This window comes from Mesorhizobium ventifaucium (assembly GCF_935822925.1).
Taxonomy (GTDB): Bacteria; Pseudomonadota; Alphaproteobacteria; order Rhizobiales; family Rhizobiaceae; genus Mesorhizobium; species Mesorhizobium ventifaucium.
This window is the reverse complement of record NZ_CAKXZS010000014.1, coordinates 210,764-235,970: the sequence shown is the minus strand read 5'-3', so window position 1 is coordinate 235,970 and position 25,207 is coordinate 210,764. Positions and strand designations below refer to the sequence as shown.

Here is a 25,207-nt window from a genome sequence, read left to right as displayed (position 1 = left end):
GCCTTGCGCATTCTCCGGGCAGCCGAATACCGGTCTATGCCGTGGAAGAACGGCGGCGGGGCGACGACGGAAATCGCCGTCTCGCCCACAGGTGCCGCGCTCGACGATTTCGACTGGCGCGTCTCCATGGCGCGCGTCGAAAGCGGCGGGCCATTCTCCGGGTTTGCCGGAGTGGACCGAACGTTGGCCGTGTTGGAAGGCGAGGGGATTGTCCTTGATATCGCCGGCCGCCCGGCGGCTACGGTGACCAAAGCTTCCGCCCCGCTTTCCTTTCCGGCCGATGTGCCGACGCAAGCGGCGCTGATCGCCGGTCCGATCATAGATCTCAATGTCATGACCCGGCGCGGACGGATGACCCATGCCGTCGAACGCGTGATGATTTCGACCTCGACGGACATCCACTCGGTGGCCGATGTGACTCTCATCCTGTGTTTTGACGGCGAGATCACGGTGGCCGGTGCGGCGCCTGTCCGCATCGGACAGCGCGATACGCTGTTGCTCGGGCCGGACGCCTTGAAGTGGCGCCTGGAGCCTGCGCGACCGGCGACGCTGTTCGTGATCCGCATCGATCGCGTTGCTGCAACGATTAACGCCTGTTTCGAAACATGATCACAACACCGGCGAAATATGCCGTAAGCTCAAGCCCGGATCACGAAAAAGCCCGAATTCTTCCGTCGATCAAGTCCCGGCGGGAGGGAGAGGTGGTTCGTCTGTAAGTTGTGGTACGAAAACAAACTTTCGGCCCTTGTTTCGATGCAACCAATTGCATTTCAATCGGTTTTAGGGACATTGCCGTGGCGATGACGCCGCTAATGCGTCCCCCATGCGGAATTTTCAATGAATATCCAAACAGACCCTACCCAAATGGAAAAGACGAGCGCGAGCTTCCCGGCTATCACGGAAGAGCCGATACGCTCCAATTTCCTGCCGGAAGAGCGCCTGCGCACGCTGGGTACAAGCCTCGCCAAGGGCGACGTCAAAGATCTGTTCGGCCTAGGGGCGTTCGATTTCCAGCCACGCATCCGCGACAGCGCCAGGAAGGTCCTCGAAGTCTACCGCTCGACCAATGCCGCGCAGGCTAGAGGCGAGACGATTACGCCGGCGGCGCAATGGCTGCTCGACAACAACTATCTGGTCGAGGAAACCATCTTCCAGGTCAAGCGCGACCTGCCGCACCGTTTCTATCGGGAGTTGCCGACCCTGAAGCTGCGCGACGGCGCTAGTGTGCCGCGCGCGCTTGCGCTGGCTTGGACCTATGTCGCGCATTCGGACAGTTCCGTCTCGGCGGCCATGTTCAAGGCGATCGTCGAAGGCTTTCAGTCCGTCGAACCGCTGAAGATTGGCGAACTCTGGGCGCTGCCGTCGCTGCTGCGCTTCGTTCTGATCGAAAATCTTCGCCGGATCGCGGTCCGGGTCAATCGTACCCGGCAGATGCGCCAGATTGCCAACGAGGTTGCCGACGGCGTGCTGGCGATCGACGACAGCTCCGACCGTCAGGCGATCCTGTCGAACTACGTCGCCCATGCACAAGACACCACCTTTGCCACCCAATTGCTCTACCGCCTGCGCGACGGGTCGCAAAATGCCGGCAGGGCGCTGGAATGGCTGGAGGGCGAGCTTGAAAAGTCCGGCTCCGATGCCGAGGAAATCATCATCAGCGAGCATCGCACGTTGTCCAGCGGCAACGTAACCACCGGCAACATCATCCGCGGCCTCAGGCTTATCAACGATATCGACTGGACGGTTTGGTTCGAAGATGTCAGCCGCATCGACACCTTGCTGCGCGAGCGCACCGATTTCGCCGCACTCGATTTCTTCTCGCGCGACCAGTACAGGACCGCGATCGAGGAAATGGCGCGCCGCTCCGATCGTTCCGAATTCCGCGTTGCTGAAAAGGCGATCGAACTCGCCGGCCATGCCGCTGCCGCCGATACCACCGTCACCGGTCCGACCGCTCACACCGACGTCGGGTTCTTTCTGGTCGGCCCGCGCCGGCTGGAACTGGAAAAGGCGATCGGCTATCGGCCGACCGTCAGCGTCACGATCAAACGGGCGTTCCGCAAGACCGGATGGCTGGGCATTGTCGTGCCGGTGTTCGCGCTGACGGTCCTGCTTCTTGTCCTCTCCGGCAACGCCCTTGCCAATCTCGGCCTGTCCATACCGTCGATCGTCCTGATGCTGGCGCTGTTTGCCGTGCCGGCCAGCGAAGGCGCGCTTGCCTTCTTCAACACCGTCGTATCGTTGTTCCTGAAGCCCACGCGCCTCGTCGGCTACGACTACAGACGCGGCATGCCGCCCGAGGCGCGCACGCTGGTGGTGGTGCCGTCGCTGATCGGCTCGCGCGACGACGTCGAGGAGAACATCCGCAACATCGAAGTGCACCACCTGGCCAACACGGCGGACGAAATCCATTTCGCTCTGCTTTCGGACTGGCCGGACAGCAAAACCGAAATCGATGCGGCGGATATCGAGATCCTCCAATATGCTCGCGACGAGATCGCGCGGCTGAACGCCCGCTATCCCAGCGAAGGCGCGCCGCGTTTCTACGTCCTGCACCGCCGGCGGCTCTACAATGAATCCCAGGGTGCCTGGATGGGCTGGGAACGCAAGCGCGGCAAGCTCCACGAACTGAATCTTCTGCTGCGTGGTGACAGCGACACCACCTTTCTGCCGCTGGACGTGCCGTTGCCGGAAAACGTCATCCATGTGATGACGCTGGATGCCGACACGCGCACCACCCGCGATGCCGTCGCCAGTTTGGCTGGCAAGCTTTGCCATCCGCTCAACCGCCCGCATTTTGATGCGGCAAAGCGCGTCGTCAGCGCCGGCTACACCATCCTGCAGCCGCGCATCACAGCTTCGCTGACCAGCGGCGACGACGCATCCTTCTTCCAGCGGGTCTTTTCGGCCAATCGCGGCCTCGATCCCTACGTCTTTGCCGTCTCGGACATCTACCAGGACGTCTTCGGCGACGGCTCCTTCACCGGCAAGGGGCTCTATCATGTCGACGCCTTCGAGGCGGCGCTGAAGGGCCGCATCGAAGAAAACACCGTGCTTAGTCACGATCTGCTCGAAGGCGCCTTGGCGCGCGCGGCACTGGTCACCGACGTCGAACTGGTCGAGGACTATCCGACCCGCTATTCGGTCGACGCGTCGCGCCACCATCGCTGGGCGCGCGGCGACTGGCAGCTTCTGGGCTTCATTCTCAATCCGCGCTCCGGTGTGCCGGCGCTGTCGCGCTGGAAGATGGTCGACAATCTGCGCCGGTCGCTGACGCCGATCTTCTGGGTGATGGCCGCGATCGCCGGCTGGACGCTGCTGCCCTTCACCCAGGCCGCGCAATGGCAGGCGCTGCTGATCCTCACACTTTTTATGGCGCCGACGTTCGACATCGTCCACGCCATCCTGCCGAAAAGCGGCGACCAGACGCCACGCGGTCATTTCTCGGCGCTGGCGCGCGACGTCGTCTTCGGCACCGCCCTGGTGGCTCTGAAGATCGTGCTGATGGCGCATCTGGCCTGGATGATGGGCGATGCCATCATTCGCACGCTCTACCGCCTGTTCGTCAGCCGGAAGGACCTGCTCGAATGGCGCACGGCCTCGCAGGCTCACAAGAACGGCGACAACGATCTCGGCTCCTATTACGGCATGATGTACGGCGCGGTGATTGTCGGTGTCGTCGGCCTCGCCATCCCTGTTGTGGCCGATTCCACCGGAGCTTTCGTCGCTTTCTTCTTCGCGCTGTTCTGGATCGGCTCGCCGGCCTTCGCCTTCTTTATCAGCCGCTCGGCCGAAACCGAGGACCGTTTGCGCATATCGGCGGCCGACATCCATGTGCTGCGCACGGTTGCGCGGCGCACATGGCATTATTTCGAGACCTTCGTGACGGCCGAGCATCACAATCTGCCGCCTGACAATTTCCAGGAAAGTCCGGCCCCTGTCGTGGCGCCCCGCACCTCGCCGACCAATATCGGCGTGTATCTCCTGTCAGTGGTTTCGGCGCGCGATTTCGGCTGGATCAGCCTGTCCGACGCCACCACCCGCATTGACGCGACGATGTCGACTATCGAGAGCATGCCGCGTGAGCGCGGCCATCTCTTCAACTGGTATGACACGACGACGCTGAAGCCGCTCTATCCGCTCTACATTTCCGCCGTCGATAGCGGCAATCTCGCAGGCCATCTGGTGGCAGTGGCGGCAGCCTGTGCCGAATGGGCGGAAGCGCCTGCAGTCCACCTTCAGGGCGACTTTGAGGGTATCCTCGATACGGTGACGATCCTCGACGAAAGCCTGGCGGAGTTGCCTGACGACCGTCGCCAGTTGCGGCCGTTGCGCCAGCGACTTGCCGATCGCCTCGACGGCATGCGACGCGCGGTCGAATCGATCAAGGCACAGCCCGAGATGGCGTCGATCCGCACCATCAACCTGGCCGTTCTGGCTGGCGAGATCCGCAAGCTCGCCATCGCTATCCATACTGAGGCCGCCTCGACGCAGAGCGACACCATCGCCGACTGGGCGGCGAGACTGGAAGCCACCTGCGAAGCCCATGTCCATGACGCGCATAGCGACGACAATGCCGTCGAGGCGCTGCGGGCCAAGCTTCTTTCGTTGCGCGAGCGCACGCGCCGCTTTGCCTTCGAGATGGATTTCTCCTTCCTCATGCGCAAGGAACGCAAGCTTCTGTCGATCGGCTACCGGGTCGAGGAGCATCAGCTCGACGAAAGCTGCTACGACCTCCTGGCTTCCGAGGCGCGGCTGACCAGCCTGTTCGCCATAGCCAAGGGCGATCTGCCGACGGAGCACTGGTTCCACCTCGGTCGGCCGATCGTCGAGATCGGGTTCAAGGGCGCTCTGATGTCCTGGTCTGGCTCGATGTTCGAGTATTTGATGCCGCCGCTGGTGATGAAGGAGCCGCAAGGCAGCATCCTCAACCAGACCAGCAAGCTCATCATCAAGCGCCAGATCCAGTACGGCCGCTCGAAGAACGTGCCCTGGGGCATTTCGGAAGCGGCCTACAACGCCCGCGATCGCGAACTGACCTACCAGTACACCAATTTCGGCGTGCCTGGGCTGGGCCTGAAGCGAGGTCTTGGCCAGAACACGGTAATTGCCCCTTACGCGACCGTGCTGGCGGCGCAGTTCACCCCGCGTGAATCGGTGCAGAACCTGGCCAGGCTGAGGCGGCTCGGCGCCCTTGGCCGGCACGGCTTCTACGATGCGGTCGATTTCACGCCGCAGCGCGTGCCCGAGGGCACCGACCATGTCGTCGTGCTGAACTACATGGCCCACCATTCCGGCATGTCGATCGCCGCCGTCGCCGACGCCATCTTCGAAGGACGCCTGCGCGACCGCTTCCACAGCGATCCGGTGATCGAGTCGGCCGAGTTGCTGCTGCAGGAAAGAGCGCCGCGCGACATCCCGACCGCCACCGTCAGAACCGAGGCCGACGAACGGTCGAAGGACGAAACGGAAGCCGAGAGCCCTGACACGCGCATCGTGCTCAACCCGCTCAAGGCGCTGCGTTCAACCAGCGTCATGTCCAATGGCCGCTACTCGGTCATGGTTACCGCGACCGGCTCCGGCTATAGTCGCTGGGGCGAGCTTGCCGTCACGCGCTGGCAGCCGGATCCGACCGAGGATCGGCTTGGCTCCTACATCTTCCTGCGCGACTCCGGCACCGGCGACTGGTGGTCGGCCACCGCCGAGCCGAAGCCTGCCACCCACGAAGAGGTGCGGACGCTGTTCTCCGACGACAAGGCGAGCTTCGTCAAGTCGGTGGGATCACTGCGTTCGGAGGTCGAATGCATCGTCATTTCGGAAGGAAACGGCGAAGGCCGGCGGGTGACCCTCTACAATGACGGCCCGGTCGACCGGCATATCGAAGTGACCTCGTTCGCTGAACTGGTGCTGGGCTCCGAAGCATCCGACAACGCGCATCCGGCGTTCTCGAAAATGTTCGTGGAAACCGAAATCGCTGCGAATAACGGAGCGATCTTCGCCACGAGACGTAAGCGGGAAACGGACGAGCCTGATGTCGCCATGGTGCATTTCGTCACCGACCCGTCTGGGTCGACGCGCGACGCCGAGGCCGAAACCGACCGGCGCGCCTTCATAGGCCGCAGCCGCACCATTACCGAGGCCGCCGCCTTCGATCCCGGCGCCAAGCTTGGCGGCCATTCCGGCTTCACGCTGGACCCGGTCGCAGCGCTTCGCCGACAGGTGCGCGTGCCGGCCAACAAGAAGATATCGCTGACCTTCTGGACCGCCGTCGGCGCCAACCGTGCCGAACTCGAAGAAGCCATTGCGCGGCTTGATCATCCGGAAGCTTTCGCGCGCCAGGCGATGCTCGCCTGGACCCGCTCACAGGTGCAGACCCGGCATCTCGGTCTCAGCCTTGCCGATGCCGCCAACGTGCAGAATCTGGCGCGCTATCTGATCTATCCGGATCCGTTCCTGCGGCTTCCGGCCGAATCGATCGCTTCCGGGCTCGGTAGGCAATCGGGCCTATGGCCGACCAGCATATCCGGCGACTTTCCGATTTTCCTGGTCAGGATCGGCGATGTCGCCGATCTCGAAATCGTTGCCCAGGCGCTCCGCTTCCAGGAATACATGCGCGCCCGAGGCATGATGATCGACTTTGTCGTCGTCAACGAGCAGGCTTCGTCCTACGTGCAGGACCTGCAACGGGCGGTCGAGACGCTGTGCGAAAACAGCCGCCTGCGCGGCAAGGAGCTAGGACCCCGCCAGCACATCTTCGCGGTGCGCCGCGATCTCATGGACGAGGCGACCTACAAGACGCTGCTGGCCGTCGCCCGCGTCGTTTTGCACACGCGCAACGGCACCATCTTCGATCAGATCGAGCGCGCCGAGGCCGCTGCGCTGCAAGCGCGGGACGCGTTGCAGCCGGCGGGTGCAGCAGCGCTTCGTGAACCGTCTCCGCCGGCGCCACAGACGTGGGCCCAAGCCTCGTTTGACGGCAGTGCCGACGGCAGCGGGCTCAACCAGTGGAACGGTTTTGGCGGCTTCGAGGGCGACGGACGCCACTATGTCGTGCGCCTTGCTGGCCGGCGCACGACGCCGCAGCCCTGGATCAACGTCGTTTCCAACGCCTCGTTCGGTTTCCACGTTTCGGCTGAAGGCGCTGCCTTCACCTGGAGCCGAAACAGCCGCGACTATCAACTGACGCCGTGGGCGAACGACCCGGTCACCAACCGGCCAGGCGAGGGCATCTATATTTACGATCATGCCAGCGGCCGGGCGTTCTCGCCGCTGGCCGCCGTCGTGCGCGATCCCGCCATGACCTACGAAACATGGCACGGGCAGGGGTTTTCGACCTTCCGTTCAAAGCGCGGGCCGCTGTCGATGGACCTTACCCATGTGGTGGATCCCGTCGATCCGGTGAAGATCTCCCGATTGCGCATCCAGAATTCCGGTTCGTCGCCGGCGCGACTGCGCGTCTACGCCTATGCGGAATGGGTTCTTGGCAGCCATCGTTCGCGCACGGCGGCGACCATCGTCCCGTCCAGGGATGCCGCGACGGGCGCATTGCTGGCGCAAAATCCCTACGGGCTCGACTTCAGCGAGCGGGTCGCCTTCCTGGCCGCCGGCGGCGCGGCACACTCGGTGACGGCCGACCGCGGCGAGTTCATCGGCCGCCACGGCACCAGCGAACTCCCGCAAGCCGTGCTCAGCGGCGCAAGCCTGTCAGGCCGCGTCGAGGCGGGCGACGATCCTTGTGCTGCAATTGCACGCGACGTCGACATCCCTGCCGGCGGCGACGTGACGTTGCTCTGGCTGCTCGGCGATGCAGCCTCTGCCGAGGAAGCCAGCGCGCTGGTACAGCATCATTGCAGCAAGGATTTCGATCAGCGGCTGACTGACAATGAACACACCTGGCGAGGGTTTCTCGACACCATCCAGGTCGAGACGCCGGACAAGGCGCTCAACGCGATGGTCAACCACTGGCTGCCCTATCAGAGCCTTGCCTGCCGCATCCGCGCCCGCTCGGCGTTCTACCAGGCGAGCGGCGCCTTTGGCTTCCGCGATCAGTTGCAGGACACGCTGGCCCTGCTTGTCCATGATCCGAAACTGGCGCGCGATCAGATCCTCAACGCGGCGCGGCGGCAATTCCCCGAAGGCGACGTGCAGCATTGGTGGCTGCCGCGAACCGAGGCAGGCGTCCGCACCATGATTTCCGACGACGTGGTCTGGCTCGCCCATGCCACGGCACACTACTTGCAGGTGACCGGCGATACCGCGATCCTCAGGGAACAACTGCCCTTCATCGAAGGGCCGCCGCTGGAAGAAGGCGAGCACGACGCCTTTTTCACCCCGGAAATATCGAAGGAGACCGCTTCACTCTACGATCATTGCGCGCGCGCACTTGACCTTGCAATCAAGCGCAGCAGCCCCGCCGGACTGCCGCTGATCCTCGGCGGTGACTGGAACGACGGGATGAACCGTGTCGGCGAGCACGGCAAGGGCGAGAGCGTCTGGCTGGGTTGGTTCCTGCTGAAGACACTGGACGACTTTGCAACTGTCGCTAAGGCGGAAGGCGACGCCAAGCGCGCGCAATCCTGGACAAAACACGCCGACGTGCTGAAGCGGGCGCTGGAAAGCACGGCCTGGGACGGTGAATGGTATCGTCGCGGCAGCTTCGACGACGGCACGCCGCTGGGATCGCGCAGCTCGCAGGAGTGCAAGATCGACTCGATTGCCCAGTCGTGGAGCGTGCTGTCGGGCGAGGGCGATCCGGCGCGATCGACGACGGCGATGCAGCAGGCGATGAAAATGCTCGTCGACGACGAACTCAACATCGTCAAGCTTTTCACCCCGCCCTTTTCCAGGACGGAACAGAACCCAGGCTACATCAAGAGCTACCCACCGGGTGTCCGTGAAAACGGCGGCCAGTACACCCACGCGGCGACATGGTTCGTCATTGCGCTCGCCGAAATGGGGCGCGTCGACGACGCCTACCGCTGTTTCTCGATGCTCAACCCGGTCAACCATGCGCTCGACGAGGCCGCTGCCGAGCACTACCGCGTCGAGCCTTATGTCGTCGCGGCAGACGTCTACGCCGGGCAAGGCAAGGGCGGCCGCGGCGGCTGGACCTGGTATACGGGCTCGGCCGGCTGGCTGTATCGCGCGGCTGTCGAAGGCATCCTCGGCATCGAGCGCAGGGGCGAGCGCATCCAGTTCAGGCCGAAACTGCCCAGCCATTGGGATGGCTATGCGGCAACGCTCAAGGTGCTGGGGGCCGAGCTCAGGGTTCAGGTTGTCCGCGACAAGAAGGCCAAAGCCGTCTCGCTCGAGATAAATGGTAAAAAGACGAAGGCTTCGTCTTTCGAACCGAAAGCCGGCGACAAGGCCGATCTGGTCGTCAGGATACCGGCGTAGCTTCAAGGATTTGGAGCCTCTTTGTACATCTTGAGGATACGCGTTATTTAGAGTTGCTCTAGCAATTCTATTGCGCATGAGATTTCCCAAAGGCCGATGCAGGTTTTTGGGATTCGTACATGGCCAGTTGCTGATTAAAATTTCGGCAGTGCTTCCAACCTGCCACGATTTTGCCGCAAGGCTGACATTTTACCTTTCTTCTCAAACCGTTAGGTGATCACGACAGATTTCGCAGCGTCGCCATCTTTTGTTCGCGAATTGGGAACTGAAGGGATAGACGGGCATTGTTTCGCGACACGTCAACGGGTACGAGTCAGAAAATGATGCAGTGCACAATAACAATTTGCCGGAGTAGCTGAAGTGTCCCTTCTGCAAATCTACTGGAGAGCGCTCGGTTATCTCGCTGCCGACAGAAAACGCGTCGCGTTTATCTGTGGGGCGAATGTCGCGCTTGCGATTATCGCCATCCTTGAGCCGATCATGTTCGGACGAGTGATCGATGCCATTTCGGACGGCGGCTCGGTCTTTTCGACGCTCGGCCTGTGGGCCGGGATTGGCGTCTTCAACGTCGTCGCCTTCGTTCTGGTGGCGCGCGGCGCGGACCGCTTTGCCCATGCGCGGCGCAGCGAGGTTCTTTGCCAATCATTCGAGCGCGTGATCACCATGCCGCTTGCCTGGCATCATCAGCGCGGCACCTCCAATTCTCTGCATACGCTGCTGCGCGCGGTCGAGACCTTGTTCAGCCTCTGGCTCGAGTTCATGAGGCAGCATTTGTCGACTGTTGTCGCACTGGTTCTGCTGGTGCCGACGGCGCTCAGCATGGACATTCGCATGTCGATGGTACTGCTGGCGCTGGGCGCTCTCTACGTCGGAATCGGGCGGCTGGTGATGCGTCGTACCAGGGAAGGCCAGGCGTCCGTGGAGCGGCACTTTCACCAGGTGTTCGCGCATGTGAGCGACTCGGTCAGCAATGTCGCCGTGCTGCAGAGCTACAATCGCATCGGCCACGAGACCGACGCCTTGAAGCGCTACGTCAAGAACCTGCTTGATGCTCAGTATCCGGTGCTCGACTGGTGGGCATTGGCCAACGCTCTTCACCGTCTGTCGTCGACCATTTCGATGATGGTCGTGCTGCTGATCGGCTCCTATCTCGTCATGCATGGCCAACTGCGTATCGGTGACGTCATCGCCTTCACCGGATTTGCCACGCTGCTGATTGCCCGGCTCGATCAGATGTCGGCCTTCGCCAACCAGATTTCGGAAGCCAGGGCCAAGCTCGAGGAATTTTATCGCCTGGAGGACTCCGCGGCAGACGCCGCCGAGCCGGACGGGTTGCGTGACCTAGTCAACGTCACTGGTCATGTGCGTTTCGAAAACGTCAATTTCGAATTCGCCAATTCGGGGCAGGGCGTGAACGATGTGTCGTTCGAGGTCCATGCCGGCCAGACCGTGGCGATCGTCGGTCCGACGGGCGCAGGCAAGACTACGCTCATCAATCTTTTGCAGCGGGTCTTTTCGCCGGCCAGCGGCCGCATCCTCATCGATGGCATCGATACGCGCACGGTGACCCGCAAGTCGCTGCGCCACTCGATCGCCACCGTGTTCCAGGATGCGGGCCTGCTCAACCGCTCGATCGAGGACAATATCCGCGTCGGGCGCGCCGAGGCGACCTATGATGAGGTCCACGCCGCCGCCAACGCCGCTGCCGCGCAGGATTTCATCCTGTCGAAGAGCAACGGCTACGACACGGTCGTCGGCGAACGCGGCGGACAGCTTTCGGGCGGCGAGCGCCAGCGTATCGCGATCGCGCGCGCCGTGCTGAAGGATGCGCCCATTCTGGTCCTCGATGAAGCGACCAGTGCGCTGGATGTCGAGACGGAAGACCGCGTCAAGGAAGCGATCGACGAATTGCGGCGCGGCCGCACCACGTTCATCATCGCGCACCGCCTGACCACTGTTCGCGATGCCGATCTGGTCGTGTTCATGGACAACGGCAAGGTGGTCGAAACGGGTGGCTTCGCCGAATTGTCGATGCGCAATGGCCGCTTCGCCAGCCTGTTGCGCGCCGGCGGCCTGCTCAACGACGAGGAAGTCCGCCGCCTCAGCCGCACCATCACGGACGAGGCCGCCTGAGCGGCCAGGCTCGCCCTTCTCCCCTTGTGGGAGAAGGTGGCCGCGAAGCGGCCGGAAGGGGTGTTCCAGCATGGCGCAACCCTCCCATCCAGAATCGAAAGTCAGGCGCGCGGCAGATAGGATCATTCGCCCGCCTCACTCCGTCCAGCACCCCCCATCCGGCTCGGCGCTAACGCGCCGATCCACCTTCTCCCACAGAAGGGTAAAGTGTCGCCTGCGACACCGCCACTCGATTGCCCCAAACGCATCGCCGGTTTATGTAAAGCTGCATGAGTGACATGACTTCGCGCCTCAGCGGCTGGATGGATTTCGCCAACCCGACACGGTTTGTCGGGTTGGCCGACAAGGTGGTGCCGTGGCTGGCAACCATCGCCACACTCCTCCTGGCCGCCGGGCTCTACATGAGCTTCACGGCGCCGGAGGATTTCCAGCAAGGCATCACCGTACGTATCATGTACATCCATGTGCCCTTCGCCTGGCTGGCCATGATGTGTTTCACGCTGATGGCGGTTTTCGCGTTGGGCACGCTGGTATGGCGCCATCCGCTGGCCGATGTCGCGCTGAAATCGGCGGCACCCATCGGCGCCGTCTTTACAGCGCTCGCGCTGATCACCGGTTCGATCTGGGGCAAGCCGATGTGGGGCACCTGGTGGGTGTGGGACGCGCGGCTGACCTCGGTGTTCGTGCTGTTCCTGATGTATCTCGGCATCATCGCGCTGACGCGGGCCCTCGACGATGCCGCGCGCGCCGCCTGGGCCGCCGCAATCATCACCCTGGTCGGCTTCATCAACATCCCGATCATCAAGTTCTCGGTCGACTGGTGGAACACGCTGCATCAGTCGGCTTCGGTGTTCCGGCTCGGCGGGCCGACCATCGATCCCAGCCTGTTGCGGCCGTTGCTGGTGATGGCTCTGGGTTTTACCGTGCTGTTCTTCGCGCTGCATCTGATGGCGATGCGCACGGAAATCCGGCGTCGCCGGGTCATTTCCATGCGCCGCGTCGCGGCGAGGCAGGCTAGCTGAGTTCCGTGGCGCCCCCCTCTGTCCTGCCGGACATCTCCCCCTCCAAGGGGGGAGATTGGCAGCTCCGTCGACGGCCCTCACTTCACAACGCTGGTGATTGGCTAGGGCAAAGCGACATCCGATCTCCCCCCTTGAGGGTCCCTTGAGGGGGAGATGGCCGGCAGGCCAGAGGGGGGCGCTGTCCCGCCAGCGTTCAAGAAGTTGAAGCGCTACCCCATCCGGCCGCGCGCCGCCACCGGCAGCGTCTCCAGCACCCGTTCTCCGGCGATCAGGTGAACCTCGTCGAACAGATTGCTGACGACGCAGCAATGGTCGGGCACGATGCGCACGCGCTCGCCGATACGCAGCTTGGCGTCGCCGGAAAGCGTGACGTTGCCGTGCTCCTCGCTGAGGCCGGTGACGGTGGCGCCCGGAACGCCCAGCAATTCGCCGAAATCGGGCAGCCCCAGCGTGTCGCTGGACAAGGCTTTGCTGCCGGCATCGAGGATGGCCCGTGTCGACGTCGGATGGCTGACCACCGTCGACAGCACCGTCAGCGCGCAGTCGTCAAGGCTGCCGACGCCTTTGGCGACCTGGTAGCGGTCGAGATAGATGTAGGTGCCGGGGCGGTACTCGGTGACGACGGAAGCCTCGCTTGCGCGCCACATATCCGGCGTGCCGCCGCTGGAGATGCGTTGGCAGGCGAGGCCGGATGCGGCGAGCGCCTGGCGCGCATCGGCCAGCCACGCCTCGGCCTCGGCAGCGCGGCCTGCCGCCGGATAGGTCATCAGCCCGCCGAAGGCGAGCCCCCTGGCCTTGTCGATCTCTCTGGCCAGCGCGACCGCCTCGCTGGCCGACTGGACGCCGCAGCGGCCCATGCCGGTATCGCATTCCACCAGCACCTGTAGCGGCTGGCCTGGATCGGTGAAGGTGGCGGCGAGACCCGCAAGCGTTTCCATGCTGTCTGACGTCACCGACACCGTCACGCGGCCGTGCAGCGCCTTGAGGCGCTCCAGCTTGGCCCTGCCCAGAATGTTGTACGGCAGAAAAATGTCGGTGAGCCCGGCATCGGCCATCACCTCGGCTTCACCGATCTTCTGGCAGGTGATGCCGACCGCACCGGCCGCGATCTGCTTCTTTGCCCAGTAAGGCAGTTTGTGAGTCTTGATGTGCGGCCTGAGCTTCAGCCCGTGGCGGTCGGCGTGGGCCTGCGCCCGCGCGATGTTGGCTTCGGCGCGATCGACATCGATCAGGATCGCCGGCGTATCGAGGTCGTCTATGCTCAGCATGGATTTTCACCCTGGGATTTGCCTGGACTTATGGCCTTGATCGGACCGGATGTCATGGTGCCAGCATGCGGTTTACGTCGACACCGGATTGGTGTTCGGCTATTCGGTTTGGAGATCGCCTAGGCCGACGGGAAGGAACCACAACCATGAAACGCTCCGCTATCAACGACATCATCCGCGACGCCGATGCCTTTATCCGTTCGTTCGGCTACATCATGCCGCCCTTCGCCTATTGGACCCCGGAACAGATGAAGGCGCGCCGGCAGGATTCGTCGGCCATCTTCTCCTCGCGGCTCGGCTGGGACATCACCGATTACGGCCAGGGCAAGTTCGACGAGCTCGGCCTCTTCCTGTTCACCGTTCGCAACGGTCGCTACGAGGATATGAAGAACGGCATGGGCATGCTCTATGCCGAGAAGATCATGATCTCGCGCAAGGATCAGCTGTCGCCGATGCATCGTCACAACATCAAGGCCGAAGACATCATCAATCGTGGTGGCGGCAAGCTGGTGCTGGAACTGTTCATGCACGATCGCGATGGCGGCATCGATCCGAAGGCGGAAGTGTCTGTGCCGGTCGACGGGACCATCCACCGGCTGCCGGCGGGCGGGCTCTTGAAGCTCGATCCGGGCGAGAGCGTCACGCTTTTGCCAGGCGTCTGGCATGCCTTCTGGGCCGAGGGCAAGGATGTGCTGATCGGCGAGGTGTCGACCGTCAACGACGATCTCACCGACAATGTCTTCCGCGAGCCGATCGGCCGCTTCGCGGATGTCGACGAGGATGTCGCGCCGCTGCACCTCTTGGTGTCGGACTACGAGAAGTGGGTGGGGTAAAGCAGGGGCGTTTGAACCGGCCTAGTGAGAGGGCTCCTCAAGTATCGTCAGTCGGCGCCGCCCCTCATTGCCCTGCCGGTGTCCAGTTGATAGATGGGTAACACTTTGAACCGGATACATGGGTTACAGTTTTCCCCCTGTAGTGTCCGCCGCAGCGCCATGCGGTTTGGTTGGCGCGGCGCTGCGGCGGACAAGCTTCATGCGCCTGGTGTCGAGGATGCCGAGCGGGTGGGCATGGAAGCTGAGCGCCCATTGACCATCCTCGGTTTCGATGGCGGCGACCGCTTCGCCGGCCAGCGCCTTGGAAACGTAGACGAAGCCGCCGTTCCACCGGATCTCGCCATTGTGGCGCACGCTGCGCACCGCCGCCTCGGCCGGATAGTCGGGCTCGGGCGGTGTCGCAGGCATGGCGCGCGGCGACGGCCGGTAATGCTGCGCCGGGGTGTCCATGGCCAGCGCCTCATGCGGACGCTCCTCATTGTAGCTGCGCCGGAAGGCCTCGAAGGCCTGGCCCTGGGCGGTTCTGTCGGCCTCCGGCGCCTTGGCCAGCGGCAGCATGGTCAGGTGGAAGCGCTCGTGGCGTCCGTTCTGCTGTGGCTTGCCGGGCGCGATCCGCTCCAGTGTGATGCCGAAACCGCAAGCGGCGTCAGCCCGGTGACGCCGGCCGACGCGAAGGGCGGGCCATTGTCGCTTCTGAACCGATCCGGCAGGCCATGTTTCCCAAACAGCCGTTCGAATACCGGCCAGGTTTCCTCGTCCGCCGTCGAGCCCGTCGCTTCGAGCGCCAAAAGGTAGCGGCACGACGCATCCATCACCGTCAGCGGTTCGCAGCGCCACCCGTCACGGGTCCGGAATCAGCCCTTGTGATCGCCCGTCCACACCGCGTTCGGCTCCTCGGCTTGCGGCCATGGTCCGTTGCCCGCCGCCTTCCAGCGGGCGCGCCGCCGACCGACAAGGCCATGCCGCGCAAGGATCACGCCAGCCGTCGAGGCCGACGGCCACAGCAGCTCGGGTGCGGTGCGCTTGAGCCGCGCCATGATCTTCTTCGGCCCCCACAGCGGATGTGCCTCCTTCGCCGCAACGATCCGCTCCACCAGATCCACGGCCGTCGCCCGGCCATGATTGAGCGGCGCCCGCGGCCGGTCATGCAGACCTTCCGGGCCGAACTCCCGGTACCGTCCCAGCCATTTGTAGCCGATCTTGCGCGATATGCCGTAGGCCGCACAAAGCTGCGTCATCGTCTCATCACCCGCCAGGCACTCCACAACAAACCGAAGCCGCCCATCCATGATGCCAGTCTCTCGCCAAACCATCGCCGGTCCTCCCGGCGGACTAGAAAACTGTCACCCATGCAATCAGTCCATTCTGTTACCTATCTATCCGGTTCGGACACCGGGCATTTCTCCCCGTATAGCGACGGAGAGAAAGGCGCATCGCAAACGGTTTCGCAAATTGGCAACGTTGCGGAACAGCCGGCGGCCTCGCGGCTAGCTTCCCTTTTCCCCGTCACTATACAGTCACTATACGGGGAGAAGGTGCCGGCAGGCGGATGAGGGGCAGCGCAAACGTCGAGCCATTCCCCTGAGCCTTCCCGCGGCAGGGGTGACAGCAGCAAGCAAATAGCGTATATTCACATAAAGATGTCTTTATGTCGCTTAAGCGCGACCGTCGCCCTGAGGACGAAATATGTCGCAAAACCCATCATCGCTGGACGACCTGTTCGGCCCCGTCGCGGCCAAGCCCGACGGTTCGGAAGTGCTTGCGGCGCTGACGGCGGCGGCGCGCGAACGCATCCTCATTCTCGATGGCGCCATGGGCACGCAGATCCAGGGCCTGGGCTTCGACGAGAACCACTTCCGCGGCGACAAATTCGCCGAGTGCGCCTGCCATCAGCAGGGCAACAACGACCTGCTGATCCTGACGCAGCCCAAGGCGATCGAGGAGATTCACTATCAATACGCCATCGCCGGGGCGGACATCCTTGAAACCAACACCTTCTCCTCGACCTCCATCGCCCAGGCGGATTACGGCATGGAGGACGCGGTCTACGCTCTGAACCGCGACGGTGCACGGCTGGTGCGCAGGGCAGCGGTAAGGGCTGAGCAGGAGGACGGCAAGCGTCGTTTCGTCGCCGGTGCGCTGGGGCCGACCAACCGCACCGCCTCGATGTCCCCGGACGTCAACAATCCCGGTTACCGCGCCGTGACATTCGACGAATTGCGCCTTGCCTATGGCGAGCAGCTGCGCGGTCTCATTGACGGCGGCGCCGACATCATCCTGATCGAGACCATCTTTGATACGCTGAACGCCAAGGCGGCAATCTTCGCCTGCAACGAGATCTTCATCGAGAAGGACGTGCATCTGCCGGTGATGATTTCCGGCACGATCACCGACCTGTCCGGCCGCACGCTGTCGGGCCAGACGCCGACGGCTTTCTGGCATTCGGTCCGCCACGCCAACCCGTTCACGATAGGCCTCAATTGCGCGCTGGGCGCCAAAGCCATGCGCGCGCATCTGGACGAAATATCCGGCGTCGCCGACACCTTTGTTTGCGCCTATCCGAATGCCGGTCTGCCCAACGAATTCGGCCAATATGACGAAAGCCCGGAGTTCATGGCCGCGCAGATCGAGGATTTCGCGAGCGACGGCCTGGTCAACATCGTCGGCGGCTGCTGCGGGTCGACGCCCGACCACATCCGCGCCATCGCACAGGCAGTGAAGAAACATCCGCCGCGCGCTGTTCCCGACATCGAGCCGAAGATGCGCCTTTCGGGGCTCGAGCCGTTCACGCTGACCGACGAGATTCCGTTCGTCAATGTCGGCGAGCGCACCAACGTCACGGGCTCGGCGAAATTCAGGAAGCTGATCACGGCGGGCGACTATGCCGCCGCGCTCGACGTCGCCCGCGACCAGGTCGCCAATGGCGCACAGATCATCGACATCAATATGGACGAAGGCCTGATCGATTCGAAGCAGGCGATGGTCTGTTATCTCAACCTGATCGCCGCCGAGCCAGATATCGCCCGCGTTCCCGTGATGATCGACAGTTCCAAATGGGAGATCATCGAAGCCGGGCTGAAATGCGCGCAGGGCAAGCCGCTGGTCAATTCCATTTCGATGAAGGAGGGCGAGGAGGCTTTTCTGCACCATGCGAAGCTCGTCCGCGCGTATGGCGCGGCGGTGGTCGTCATGGCCTTCGACGAGGACGGTCAGGCCGACACCCAGGCGCGCAAGGTCGAAATCTGCACCCGTGCCTACAGACTGTTGACCGAGCAGGCCGGATTCCCGCCCGAGGACATCGTTTTCGATCCGAACATCTTCGCCATCGCTACCGGCATCGACGAGCACAACAATTACGGCGTCGACTTCATCGAAGCCGCCAGGCAGATCACCGCGACGCTTCCCCATGTCCACATATCGGGCGGCGTGTCGAACCTCTCCTTCTCGTTTCGCGGCAACGAACCGGTGCGCGAGGCCATGCATGCGGTGTTCCTCTACCATGCCATCCAGGCCGGCATGGACATGGGCATCGTCAACGCCGGACAGCTTGCCGTCTATGACACAATCGATCCGGAGCTGCGCGAAGCCTGCGAGGACGTCGTCAACAACCGTCAGCCGAAGGGCGGCGGCACCGCGACCGAACGCCTGCTGGAACTCGCCGAACGTTTTAGGGGCACGGCGGGCAAAGAAGCGCAGGAACGCGATCTCGCCTGGCGCGACTGGCCGGTCGAGCAGCGCATTTCGCACGCACTGGTCAACGGCATCACCGAATTCATCGACGCCGACACGGACGAGGCGCGACGTGCCGCCGAGCGTCCGCTGCATGTCATCGAAGGTCCTTTGATGGCAGGCATGAATGTCGTCGGCGACCTGTTCGGCGCGGGAAAGATGTTCCTGCCGCAAGTGGTGAAATCCGCCCGCGTCATGAAGCAGGCCGTGGCCGGCCTGCTGCCGCACATGGAGGCGGAGAAGCTGGCGAACGCCGCCAATGGCGTTGACACCGGCGAGCGCCAGACCGCCGGCAAGATCCTGATGGCGACGGTGAAGGGCGATGTCCACGACATCGGCAAGAACATCGTCGGCGTCGTTCTGGCCTGCAACAATTACGAGATCATCGACCTCGGCGTCATGGTGCCGGCGGCAAAAATCCTGCAGACTGCGCGCGAGCGAAAGGTCGACATCATCGGCCTGTCCGGCCTGATCACGCCCTCGCTCGACGAGATGGCGCATATGGCCGCCGAGATGGAGCGCGAAGGTTTCGACATTCCGCTGTTGATCGGCGGTGCTACGACCAGCCGCGTGCATACAGCGGTAAAGATCCATCCACGTTATATCAGGGGCCAGACGGTCTACGTCACCGATGCCAGCCGCGCCGTCGGCGTGGTGTCGGCACTTTTGTCGAACGAGACCAGGGGCGGTTATGTCGACAATGTTCGTGCCGAGTACAAGAAGGTTGCCGACGCGCATGCGCGCAGCGAAGCCGACAAGCAGCGCCTGCCGCTCGCCAAGGCGCGGGCCAACGCCCACAGGATCGACTGGTGGGCCTACGAGCCGCCAAAACCGTCCTTCCTCGGTCTGAAAACCTTCGAAGCCTGGGATTTGGCCGAGCTCGCGCGCTATATCGACTGGACGCCGTTCTTCCAGACCTGGGAGCTGAAGGGGCGTTACCCGAAAATCCTCGACGACGAGGCGCAAGGACCGGCGGCACGCCAACTCTTCGACGACGCCCAGGCGATGCTGGCCAAGATCATCGCGGAAAAATGGTTCGCGCCGAAGGGCGTCATCGGCTTTTGGCCGGCGAATACCGTCGGCGACGACATCAGGCTGTTCACTGATGACGCCAGGTCGCAGGAGCTGGCGACCTTCTTCACGCTGCGTCAGCAACTGACCAAGCGCGACGGCAAGGCGAACGTCGCGCTATCGGATTTCGTCGCGCCTTTGGACAGCGGCAAGGCCGACTATCTCGGCGGTTTCATCGTCACCGCCGGCATCGAGGAAGCGGCAATCGCGGAGCGCTTCGAAAGGGCCAACGACGATTACTCGTCGATCATGGTCAAGGCGCTGGCCGACCGTTTCGCCGAAGCCTTCGCCGAACGCCTGCACGAACGCGTGCGCAAGGAGTTCTGGGCCTATGCGCCGGACGAGGAACTCGCGCCGGACGAGCTGATCGGCGAACCCTATCGCGGCATTCGCCCGGCGCCCGGCTATCCGGCGCAGCCCGACCACACCGAGAAAGCGACGCTTTTTCGCCTGCTCGACGGCGAGCGCAACGCCGGCGTCAGCCTGACCGAAAGCTTTGCGATGTGGCCGGGCTCCTCCGTGTCCGGTATCTACCTGTCGCATCCCGAAAGCTATTATTTCGGCGTCGCCAAGGTCGAACGCGACCAGGTCGAGGATTACGCGCGCCGCAAGGCCATGCCGCTAGCCGAGGTCGAGCGCTGGCTCGGCCCTATACTCAATTATGTGCCGACCCCCTTCGCCGAAGCCGCGGAGTAAGGCAGCAGCTTTTGACCTGGCCATCGCGGCCGATGACCAGGTGCGTCGTCTTCCTCCGCTTCGTCTGCCGGAGGCTGGGAAAGATTCGGGGAGCTCTATTTGATCTTCCGGGACGCCGAGGGGCAGCGCCTGGCGCGCAGCACATGGCCCAGATCATCCGCGAGATCGAGCACGACCGACTTGATATTTCGAGAGCAACGGCCTCGCCCGCTCAGGGCTAATGCCTCATGCAATGAAGGAGAACCCTATGCAGACCCCGACTGAAGAAGCGGAAATCCGCAAAGGCCTGGATGACCTGGTGCAGGCATTGCGGGCCAAGGATATAGAAGCCCTGATGGCACACTATGCCGCGGCTACTGTCGTATTCGACATCAGGCGCCGCAGCGGATTGAGAGCGCCGATGCCTATCGAGAGAACTTCGAGGCGTGGTTTGCCACGGTTGACGGTCCGATTGATTATGAAGTGCACGAGCTGCTCGTCACAGTCAGAGACGACGTGGCATTCTGCCATAGTCTGTGCCACGTCAGAAGCAAAAGAACGAACGGGGAGAAAGCCGACTATTGGGTGCGTGTGACGTCGGGTTTGCGGAAGATGAGCGACCGCTGGATGATCACGCACGAACACATATCTATGCCGATCGATCTCCGGACAATGCAGCCACAGCCGGAGTTTCAGTCGTAGCCCCGCGACGTTTCGCACGACAACAAACTTCTTTCGGCGCTGCCCGTCGACCGACCTCGCCATGGGGCTTGCCGAAATCGCTGACCCAATCGATCGGGGGGGCCGGTGAAGCGCGAGGCTTGCATAAAGGGCACAGGTGGGTCGTATCGCAGGACCCTGCGCACACGCGTTTTCAGTTCAGCCCCGGTGGTGCGCCGTACCGCCTCGGATTGACGCGCGACACTTTAGCTGCAAAGTATATTAACGTTCTGTTTACCAAATATTAGTCTCGGCAGGGACTTGGGGGGCAATTTGGAACCGTTTCTGGGTGCGAACCGCCTTAATTGGGATGATCGGGCCGAGCTGCATTCGACCGACACAACGGGCAGCTACCACATAGAAAATGTGCTGGCTGGCGGATCCAATCTCTATGAGCTGGAAACGCGCGAGGTCGGTGACATTGTCGGCAAGGATATCGTCCATTTGCAATGCCATATCGGGCTTGACACAATCAGCTTGAAGAATCTGGGCGCGGGCAGCGTGACCGGGCTCGACTTTTCACCGACGGCGATCGCAGCGGCGCGGGATTTCGCTGCAAAGGCAGGCACTGACGTGCGCTTCGTGGAGGCGCCACTGTTCGAGGCAGTCGAAGCGCTTGGCCGAACCTTTGACATCGCTTACGTTACCTGGGGTTCGGTAAACTGGCTTGACGACGTGTTCCGCTGGGCGCGGGTGGTTGCCGATCTCCTGCGGCCCGGCGGCCGGCTCTATCTCGCCGAGGGCCATCCGTTGATGTTCCAGTGTGACCGCAAGGCTGCGGCGCTGGAGTTCAAGCATGACTGGCGAACGCCAATAGCTCGACCACTCGCTTGGAACGAGGAACTCACCTATACCGGCGACGACCGCGTCTTGAAACATCCGCGCTACTATGAGTGGATTCATCCGGTCAGTGACGTGGTGAACGCGCTGATTTCAGCTGGGCTGACGCTGGATTTTCTCAATGAGCATGACACGGTTTCGTGGCAGCACTTTTCATTTGCCGTGAGGGCCGGCAAGGATATGTTCGGCTTGCCAGAGAACTCTCCCAAGATCCCGATGGCCTATTCCATCGGCGCGACGAAGCGCAGCGTCGGCAAGATACCCTACCTGGTTACCCCCAAGGCGATTGAGGGTCACTAGAGTTCCCCTGCGCAGGGATTTGGTTCTTTGACTGACGGTCGCTGCCGGCCGGCCTGCAGCCGCTGATCCAACGCTGGCGATTAGCTAAATCCCACCGCGCGCCTTCGTCATCCTAGGGCGGAGCAAGGGGCGAAGCGACACGGCGCAGACCCTGGGATCCCATGCCGTGACATCAGCCGAAGAATGCAGCGGCTCAGAACGACGCTTGTATCCGCAAAGGCGCAAGTTATCCTTCGACCATGGCCGGCTATGCCTATATGACCGCGGGCAAGTAGCGCGGCACGATCTATATCGGCGTCACCAATGATCTCGGCCGCCGCATGCCGGAGCACAAATCCACACCTTCAGCGACTGCAGACAGTTCCAAGGTGTCAACCGGAGCCGCAGGTCCGTGTCAACCACCCCGGCCACCTCAGGCGGTTGGAACGTGCAAAAATTTTAGGACCCGTGAAGGTCAAAATTAAATATTGATAGCTAATATACCCTGGTCGGGTTGGCCCAGAACCTGAATAGCATTTGAGGAATCGCCTATTGGCTCTTTTCCGCGCTAGGTTCGGCGGTATTAAGAAGGCCGTTTTCTCGTCGGCAAATATCCCGGCGGCAATGGCGGTGATAGTTATTGCCGTTGGCGCAGCGTTCGCGGACCACCAGAACAAAGTCGTCTCGGATCAAGCCGCCCGAGCGGATGTCCTGGCAAAGGTCAATCTTATCCGCGCCAAGCTTGAAGGTAACATCAATGGAAACCTTCAACTGGTGCGGGGACTGGTCGCGACGGTCGTGACTGAGCCCTATATGGGACAGCAACGCTTCGCCTCGCTGGCGCGCAACCTGTTTGGCAGGGGCTCGCAATTGAAGAATATTGCCGGCGCGCCCGATCTGGTCATTTCCCTGATGTACCCGATGGAGGGCAACGAGAAGGCGATAGGCCTCGATTACCGCAAGGACGAGCGGCAGCGTGTGGCCGCGCTAAGGGCGCGAGACGAGCGCGAGCTAATTCTTGCCGGTCCCGTCGACTTGAGGCAGGGCGGGCAGGGCTTCGTCGGTCGTATTCCGGTCTTTGTACGCAGCGCGGGCAACACCGAAAGGTTCTGGGGCATCATTTCGGCCGTTGTCGACGTTCAGCGCCTTTATAAGGCGAGCGGCCTGCTTGACGATGATCTCGGGATTGACATAGCGCTGATCGGTAAGGACGCTCTCGGTCCAGGTGGAGAGCAATTCTTCGGCAATGAGCGCGTCGCCAAAAGCAATCCGGTGACAGCCGACGTTCTGCTCCCGTCCGGTTCGTGGCGGATCGCAGCCATTCCCAAAAACGGCTGGCCTTCGACGCCCGACAACGCGTGGTTCTTGCGCGCCATCATGGCGGTGGCCGGGGCTTTGGTTGTGATCCCATTCCTGGTCACGGGTCGTCTGATTGGCGAGAGACAGCGCAACTATGCGGAATTGAGTCGATTGTCGAGACGCCTGGAACTCGCTCTGGAAGCGTCGGCTATTGGCGTTTGGGAACACGATCTCGCGACCAACGAACTTAAATGGGACGACCGCGTCAATGAAATATACGGCAAACCAGCTGGGGAGTGCCGCGGCTACCTGGACTGGGCGGGAGCAATCCACCCGGATGATTTGGCTGGCGCCAACGCCGATTTCGATCGCGCGACGGCCGGCGGCGGGCCATATTTGTCGGAGTACCGGATTATTCGGCCGGATGGCGAGATTCGCCATGTCCGATCCAAGGCGATAATTTACCGGGTCGCAAACGACACCCCAAAAATGATTGGCGCCGAATGGGATGTGACAGCCGATGTCCTGCTGAACAAGGACCTGGTTCGCGCAAAACAGCTTTCCGAGTCGAAAAATGCAGAACTCGAGTCGGCTAAGGCGCGCATAGAGCACATTGCGCTCCACGATTCGTTGACCGGTTTGCCCAACCGGCGTTACCTTGACCAGGTGCTGGAAGATTACGCGGCAAACGCCAGGCGGACCGGCGGGTATGCGGCACTGCTTCACATTGATCTGGATCGATTCAAGCACATCAACGATACGCTTGGTCACGCCGCAGGCGACGCAATGCTTGTTCACGCCTCGACTGTCCTCCGATCCAAGGTCGATGGTGAGGGTTTCGTCGCTCGGATCGGAGGAGATGAATTCATCGTCCTGTGCGTGGTGCATGACGATATCAAGCAACTGGCGCTGCTCGCTGACCGGGTCATCTGCCAGATGCGGGAACCGGTCTACTATCAGGGCCATCGATGCCGTTTTGGCGTCAGCGTGGGCATTGCAGTCGATAACGGAAAAGATATCGAAGCCAAACACCTGCTGGTCAACGCTGACATCGCGCTTTACCGAGCAAAGAGGCGTGGGCGCAATCGATACGAATTCTTCACCGAGGCAATGCAGAGCGAGATCGTCGACACAAAACGGATTGCTGACGAAATTCTCGGCGGTCTTGAGCGCAACGAGTTCATTCCCTTCTACCAGCCGCAATTTGACGCAAAAACGCTTGAAATTGTTGGGGTTGAGGCGCTGGCGCGATGGCGGCATCCGGAGAAGGGTATTTTGGCGCCCGACGTCTTCCTAAGGATTGCGGAAGAATTGAATGTCGTCTCGATCATCGATCGAAACATATTAGAGCAATCGCTTTTGGATCTCGAAGGGTGGTCTGCTGCGAATCTTCACATTCCGCGGGTGTCGGTAAATGTTTCGGCACGCCGCCTTCAGGATGAGGAACTCATAAAGAGCCTCAGGAAGCTGAATATCAAGAAGGGGACAGTTTCATTCGAGCTCGTTGAGTCAATTTTTCTTGACGAGAATGATGACTTTGTTACCTGGAATCTTGAGCAGATAAAAGCGCTCGGCATTGACGTAGAAATAGACGATTTTGGAACGGGCTATGCCTCTATAGTCAGCTTGCTCAAGCTGCAGCCTCGCCGGTTGAAGATAGATCGCCAACTGGTCATTCCAATTGTCAAATCGCCGCAACGAAGGCAGGTCGTCTCGTCGATCATCGAAATCGGCAAATCCCTGGGTATCGAGGTCGTAGCGGAGGGTGTCGAGACGATGGAGCACGCACAGACACTCAAGAGCTTGGGCTGCGACATATTGCAGGGTTATGCCTTCGGGCATGCGTTGGATTGCGACGGACTAAAGGCCTTCGTTCGATCTCGGCATCTGCGCACTGAACGGATTTTGGATGAACCGCTCCGGTTGGGTAGAGTATAAGTGC

Annotated in this window: 10 protein-coding genes and 1 pseudogene; 9 read left to right on the top strand and 2 right to left on the bottom strand. The window is 62.1% G+C overall.

Annotated elements, in window-relative coordinates; all coding sequences use genetic code 11:
- Nucleotides 1-3: 3 nt before the first annotated feature.
- The 4 genes from NMG70_RS13970 to NMG70_RS13955 all read left to right on the top strand — a co-directional run bounded on the left by NMG70_RS13970 (nt 4) and on the right by NMG70_RS13955 (nt 12,551).
- Nucleotides 4-609 (top strand): HutD/Ves family protein, encoded by a 606-nt coding sequence (locus tag NMG70_RS13970; protein WP_254025066.1) that lies wholly within the window; start codon nt 4-6, stop codon nt 607-609.
- 228 nt (nt 610-837) lie between these two features.
- On the top strand, nt 838-9,396 hold the full coding sequence (locus NMG70_RS13965) for a glycoside hydrolase family 94 protein (protein ID WP_254025065.1): 8,559 nt from the start codon (nt 838-840) through the stop codon (nt 9,394-9,396).
- 360 nt (nt 9,397-9,756) lie between these two features.
- On the top strand, nt 9,757-11,529 hold the full coding sequence (locus tag NMG70_RS13960) for a glucan ABC transporter ATP-binding protein/ permease (protein WP_254018956.1): 1,773 nt from the start codon (nt 9,757-9,759) through the stop codon (nt 11,527-11,529).
- Between the two features lie 269 nt (nt 11,530-11,798).
- The gene (locus NMG70_RS13955) at nt 11,799-12,551 is read left to right on the top strand and encodes a heme ABC transporter permease (RefSeq protein WP_254025064.1); all 753 of its coding nucleotides are present in this window, start codon (nt 11,799-11,801) and stop codon (nt 12,549-12,551) included.
- 209 nt (nt 12,552-12,760) lie between these two features.
- On the opposite strand, the gene NMG70_RS13950 is transcribed toward NMG70_RS13955, so the two are convergent.
- Nucleotides 12,761-13,819: a D-TA family PLP-dependent enzyme gene (locus tag NMG70_RS13950; RefSeq protein WP_254025063.1), complete on the bottom strand. Its 1,059-nt coding sequence runs from the start codon at nt 13,817-13,819 to the stop codon at nt 12,761-12,763.
- 146 nt (nt 13,820-13,965) lie between these two features.
- Here NMG70_RS13950 and NMG70_RS13945 point away from each other — a divergent pair, with 146 nt between their 5' ends.
- On the top strand, nt 13,966-14,652 hold the full coding sequence (locus NMG70_RS13945) for a D-lyxose/D-mannose family sugar isomerase (protein ID WP_254025062.1): 687 nt from the start codon (nt 13,966-13,968) through the stop codon (nt 14,650-14,652).
- A gap of 123 nt (nt 14,653-14,775) precedes the next feature.
- On the opposite strand, the pseudogene NMG70_RS33270 reads toward NMG70_RS13945, so the two are convergent.
- Nucleotides 14,776-15,965: pseudogene (locus NMG70_RS33270) on the bottom strand (integrase core domain-containing protein).
- A gap of 373 nt (nt 15,966-16,338) precedes the next feature.
- Here NMG70_RS33270 and metH point away from each other — a divergent pair.
- From metH to NMG70_RS13920, 4 genes are all read left to right on the top strand, one after another.
- Nucleotides 16,339-20,148: a methionine synthase gene (gene metH / locus NMG70_RS13930; protein WP_254025059.1), complete on the top strand. Its 3,810-nt coding sequence runs from the start codon at nt 16,339-16,341 to the stop codon at nt 20,146-20,148.
- 306 nt (nt 20,149-20,454) lie between these two features.
- Complete coding sequence (locus tag NMG70_RS32955) at nt 20,455-20,829, top strand: YybH family protein (RefSeq protein ID WP_367185535.1); 375 nt, start codon at nt 20,455-20,457, stop codon at nt 20,827-20,829.
- Between the two features lie 291 nt (nt 20,830-21,120).
- The gene (locus tag NMG70_RS13925) at nt 21,121-21,987 is read left to right on the top strand and encodes a class I SAM-dependent methyltransferase (RefSeq protein ID WP_254025058.1); all 867 of its coding nucleotides are present in this window, start codon (nt 21,121-21,123) and stop codon (nt 21,985-21,987) included.
- Nucleotides 21,988-22,590: 603 nt separating this feature from the next.
- Nucleotides 22,591-25,203 (top strand): bifunctional diguanylate cyclase/phosphodiesterase, encoded by a 2,613-nt coding sequence (locus NMG70_RS13920; RefSeq protein WP_254025133.1) that lies wholly within the window; start codon nt 22,591-22,593, stop codon nt 25,201-25,203.
- Nucleotides 25,204-25,207: the final 4 nt, after the last annotated feature.